Origin of the sequence: Sphaerospermopsis aphanizomenoides BCCUSP55 (genome assembly GCF_001586785.1) — a bacterium.
Lineage (GTDB): Bacteria > Cyanobacteriota > Cyanobacteriia > Cyanobacteriales > Nostocaceae > Sphaerospermopsis_A > Sphaerospermopsis_A aphanizomenoides_A.
Map to the genome: position 1 here is coordinate 1 of NZ_LUFH02000188.1, position 4357 is coordinate 4357.

A 4357-nucleotide genomic window follows, 5' to 3' on the forward strand; every position below is an offset into this window, starting at 1 on the left:
AATTTTGTGCGTAAGTCCTGTCCCTATTCCCTATTCCCTTTCCCCAATGACTAATGACTAAATCAGCTTTTCGAGATAAAAATTAGCCGAGTCTGAAACTATGATTACAGATTTTAGTGAAGTTTGAATGAATTATATATAAATAAGTGAAATCGCTTATCTTATTCTTCACAATCTCACTTAAGCTAGGTCATTTGTAATTGGTAATTTGTAATTGGTAATTGGTAATTGGTAATTGGTAATTGGTGATTCTTAATTCGTAAAAGTGATTCCCAGTCCCCAGTCCCCATTCTCCAGTTAATAAGTATATGTTTTGTGAAGAATTCGCAGTTTTTCTTGATGTAATTTTTACATTTCTTTACTCTCACCTAGACTGTTCTCAGGTAGAAATGTCTAAATCACAGAATTAGCTTTATTTTCTCAGTTTTGATTGGCGTATTTCCAGTAACAATTGATGGCATAAACAGCTTTCAACATGATTATTAGCAACTAATTTCTCGCTATTGACTATAAATCCGGTGCATTTCTAGATATTACAAAACCAATCTTGAGGTAATAAATTTGCTAAAATTAAGTTGTAGTTTGAAAAAAATAGTTGCAATGTTATATAATTGCCTGGTTTTACAAGATTAGCTAATCAAGAAAACGGTTTAATAATTTGTTTTTTATTTTGTATGAATCTAGAGAATCAAACTTCAAAAACCTTTGCTCTGACCACACCTTTATACTATGTCAATGATGTTCCCCATATTGGCAGTGCTTACACCACAATGGCTGCGGATGTTGTAGCCCGATTTCAACGCTTGTTAGGACATCAGGTACTGCTAATTACGGGTACTGATGAACATGGGCAAAAAATTCAGCGGTCAGCAGCAAGTTTAGGAAAACCACCACAAGAGTTTTGTGATCAAATTGTACCTGGTTTTATTAACTTGTGGCAGTCTCTCGATATTCAGTATGATCGCTTTAGTCGCACTACCGCTTTAACCCATCACGCAATTGTGAAAGAATTTTTCCAGCGAGTTTGGGAAAATGGCGACATTTACCAAGGACAACAAAAAGGGTGGTATTGTGTATCCTGCGAAGAATTTAAAGAAGAACGGGATCTGCTAGAAGGTAAACGTTGCCCCATACATACTACCAAGGAAGTAGAGTGGCGAGACGAGCAAAATTACTTTTTCCGATTGTCTAAGTATCAAACCAAACTAGAAGAATTTTATCAATCCCAACCGAATTTTATTCAACCAGCAAGTCGACGTAATGAAGTCCTCAACTTTGTCAGTCAAGGTTTACAGGATTTTTCGATTTCGCGGGTAAATCTTGATTGGGGTTTTCCTGTACCTGTAGATTCCCAGCATACCTTATATGTCTGGTTTGATGCTTTGCTGGGTTATGTGACAGCATTGCTAGAACCTGATGCCGAACCAACTTTAGCCAATGCCTTAGAAAAATGGTGGCCGATTAATCTACACCTAATTGGTAAAGATATATTACGGTTCCATGCAGTGTATTGGCCAGCAATGCTGATGTCCGCAGGTTTACCTTTACCAGAGCGAGTATTTGGCCACGGATTTCTGACTAAAGATGGTCAAAAGATGGGGAAAACTCTGGGTAATACCCTTGATCCTGTAGCATTAGTTGAGCGTTATGGTAGTGATGCCGTTCGTTATTACTTCCTTAAGGAAATCGAATTTGGCAAAGATGGAGATTTTAATGAAATTAGGTTCATTCATGTTCTGAATGCAGATTTGGCAAATGATTTAGGTAATTTGTTAAATCGCACCTTGAACATGGTGAAGAAATACTGCGCTTTTCAAGTACCATCAATTGCTCCCGAACTGATTCCGGCTGAAAATTCTTTAAAAGCAATTGGTTTAAGTTTGGGATCACAGGTGCAACAAGCATACACAGCTTTAGCTTTTAATGAAGCTTGCCAAGCTGTTTTATCGTTGGTACAAGCCAGCAATAAGTTTATTGATGAACAAGCTCCTTGGTCATTATATAAACAGGGAAAACAGGAAGAAGTGGAAACGGTGCTGTACACGGTGCTTGAATCCGTGCGATTAGCAGCTTATCTCCTATCCCCAATTATTCCCAACATCAGCAGTGATATTTATCAGCAACTAGGCTGGGGAATCAATTTTAACAATCAAACAGAAACTTCAATTGTTGCGCCTTTTGAAACCCATGCCAAATGGGGCTTGCTATCAAATCAACAACAGTTGGGTACACCCCAACCTATTTTTAAACGGATAGATACCCTAAAAAACGATTAACACTCACCATTTTTAATGGAGTTTAAAGACTACATCGGGGCTTAAATTTTTAGCCCCCGAAAATTATCATAAGCTACTTCTAACAAGTATGTAAAAGTTAATGATTTCTAGCGGAAATATCATGGATAACAACCGAGGTATGACAACAATGTTGAATAATTTGGAAAATGACTCTATTTTTACTCCAGAACAAGTTTTAGAAAATCGCGGTCGTGTGGCCATCTTTATTGATGGCTCCAATTTATTTTATGCAGCTTTACAATTAGGAATCGAAATTGATTACACTAAGCTGTTGTGTCGGTTAACTGGAGGATCAAGGCTGTTGCGGGCTTTTTTCTATACTGGTGTAGACCGGACAAATGAAAAGCAACAGGGGTTTTTGTTATGGATGCGACGCAATGGTTATCGAGTCATTGCTAAAGATTTGGTGCAGCTGCCAGATGGCTCAAAAAAAGCTAACCTAGACGTAGAAATAGCAGTTGATATGATGGCATTGGTCGATTCCTATGATACCGCAGTTTTAGTGAGTGGTGACGGCGATTTGGCTTATGCTGTAAATTCAGTTAGTTATCGGGGTGTCCGGGTCGAGGTGGTGAGTCTCAGGTCAATGACTAGTGATAGCTTAATTAATGTGAGCGATCGCTATATTGATTTAGAAGCCATCAAAGAGGATATTCAAAAAACACCCCGTCAAAGCTATCCCTATCGACCATTATCTAGTATGGGATTCTTAGACGACCCCAGAGATAGTGAAGAACATCTAGAAATTCCCGAATAATAATGCAACATCAACAAGGCAGGAAGAATGGAAGCAAAAATTCACAACTTCAGAGGAGAAGCAAAATCAACTCTCCCCACTTCTATTCTGATGATACAGCAGCGATTAATAGAAAAACTCTTGGGGACATTGCTGTACTAAGAAATTGGTCTTACCTGCCTTTGACCTTACTGTTAGCAATTAATTTGTTTTCCTGTGGGAGTCCATCTCCTACTAAACCAAATAGTGATGATTCATCCAAACAGAATACTGATAGTAAGTTAACTTTTTTTGGTGTAGCCCTAGAACAATTTGACGAAGCAGGTAGACCCATTTGGAAAGTCAAAGCTAAACAAGCAAAGTATACCAAAGAAAAGGAAATTGGTGAAGCTCAAAATCCAGATGGGGAACTTTACCAAGATGGCAAAGTAGTTTACACAATTAAAGCTGAAACAGCCGATATTCAGCAGGATGGTAAACAACTCATGCTGAAAGGCAAAATTATTGCTACCGATCCCCGTAATGGTACTATTTTACAAGGAAATGAATTAGAATGGCGACCAAAAGAAGATTTATTAATTGTGCGTAATCAGTTAAATGGGACTCATAAACAATTAAAAGCTACGGCGCAGGAAGCAAAAGTGAAAACCCGTGAACAACGGGTAGAATTTTCAGGAAAAGTAGTCGCTATTTCTGCTGATCCTCAATTACAAATGCGAACTGAGCATTTAATTTGGCAAATTAAAGAAGAAAAATTAATTGGCGATCGCCCCATTCAAATTGACCGCTATAAAGATAATAAAATCACTGACCGTGGTCAAGGAAATGGTGCAGAAGTTAACTTAAAAACTAAAATTGCTACTATTCAACCACAAGCCCGTCTGGAGTTACTAGAACCACCGATGCAGATAGCTAGTAACTCTATGACCTGGAATATCAATCAAGAAATTGTCAAGGCCAATTCACCTGTCCGGGTATTTCACCAAGCTGAAAATGTGACTGTAACTGGCAATAAAGCCGAAATGAAAATTCCCCAGAAAACCGTTTATTTAACAGGCAATGTGAATGCAGTAGGACAAAAAAAGCAATCTTTAAAATCAAATAAACTCACTTGGTATCTAGACCAAAAATTACTAGAAGCCCAGGGAAATGTAATTTATCGCCAAATTGATCCACAATTAAATTTTCAAGGTGAAACAGCAGTTGGTAATCTACAAACAGAAAATATTGTCGTCAAAGGCGGCAATTCCAACGGTAGAGTAGTAACGGAAATTATTCCCCAGGATGCTGGTCAGTAGGGAGATGGGGTGATGGGGTGATGGGG

3 protein-coding genes are annotated in these 4357 nt (G+C 38.2%); all 3 read left to right on the forward strand.

Annotated elements, in window-relative coordinates; genetic code table 11:
* The first annotated feature begins 674 nt into the window (after nt 1–674).
* The 3 genes from metG (at nt 675) to lptC (ending at nt 4331) form a co-directional block, all read left to right on the forward strand.
* Entirely contained in the window at nt 675–2276 is a 1602-nt protein-coding gene (gene metG, locus A0J48_RS25920) for a methionine--tRNA ligase (RefSeq protein WP_200327450.1), read from the forward strand.
* Nucleotides 2277–2424: 148 nt separating this feature from the next.
* A complete protein-coding gene (locus A0J48_RS25925; protein WP_200327452.1) occupies nt 2425–3054 on the forward strand; it encodes a LabA-like NYN domain-containing protein in 630 nt (209 codons plus the stop codon).
* Nucleotides 3055–3056: 2 nt separating this feature from the next.
* Nucleotides 3057–4331 (forward strand): LPS export ABC transporter periplasmic protein LptC, encoded by a 1275-nt coding sequence (gene lptC / locus A0J48_RS25930; protein ID WP_200327451.1) that lies wholly within the window; start codon nt 3057–3059, stop codon nt 4329–4331.
* Nucleotides 4332–4357 lie beyond the last annotated feature (26 nt).

Coding starts and splice junctions, on each gene's coding strand:
- metG (WP_200327450.1), top strand. CDS start 675: ATGAATCTAGAGAATCAAACTTCAAAAACCTTTGCTCTGACCACACCT.
- A0J48_RS25925 (WP_200327452.1), top strand. CDS start 2,425: ATGTTGAATAATTTGGAAAATGACTCTATTTTTACTCCAGAACAAGTT.
- lptC (WP_200327451.1), top strand. CDS start 3,057: ATGCAACATCAACAAGGCAGGAAGAATGGAAGCAAAAATTCACAACTT.